This window comes from Halomonas llamarensis, from assembly GCF_023555005.1.
Lineage (GTDB): Bacteria > Pseudomonadota > Gammaproteobacteria > Pseudomonadales > Halomonadaceae > Vreelandella > Vreelandella llamarensis.
In genome coordinates this window covers 1-602 of record NZ_JAMJPJ010000099.1, presented here as the reverse complement: position 1 = coordinate 602, position 602 = coordinate 1, and the positions used below count along the sequence as shown (strand labels likewise).

General features: G+C 62.6%; 1 protein-coding gene. It reads right to left on the bottom strand.

The genetic code is table 11. The annotated features are described in order from the left end of the window. Window positions 1-602, bottom strand: a 602-nt coding sequence (gene vgrG / locus M8006_RS17755) for a type VI secretion system tip protein VgrG (RefSeq protein WP_250084549.1), incomplete at both ends; no start/stop codon positions are given.

The following is a 602-nucleotide window of genomic DNA, read 5'->3' as shown; positions in this document are numbered from 1 at the left end:
TAAAGGTGTAGTCTTTCAGCATCGCCGAGGCGGGGCGCACCCGGCTGACCTGGCGGAGTTTACGCACATGGCGTCGGGGCGGCGTCCCCCCGGCGCGGCCGTGGTAGGTGCGCTCACCCACGCTGGGAAGCACCACGGTGGCGTCGGCAAACACCAACGCGTGTTTACCCCCTTCGGTATTTTCAAACTCATGAAAATAGAAGCAGCCCTCTTCGGCGGCCACGCGCTCGATAAAGGCCAGATCGGTCTCCCGGTACTGGACTAAATACTCTCGATCCAAGGGCGTGCGGGTGGTGGCAAAGCCGATGTCGGTCAGACCGCGCTCGCTGGCTAAGGTGGTGATGGCGTCATAGGGTGAAGTGTCTTGAAAAATGCGCGCGTTGTGGCGCAGCGATAGTCGCCACAGCGCCGGACGAATCTCGACCCGATAGAAGCTGCGCCGATGTCCCCTATCGCCGCGATGCAGCGCAGCGACCACCCCATGCACGCGGCGTAGCGGCTCGCCGTCCTGCCAAATGGTCAGCGTCGCCTCTTGATCCAAACAGTCGCTGGGCGACAGATCATGGGTGCGGCTGGCAACGTCAACGGAGAGGGTAAACGGC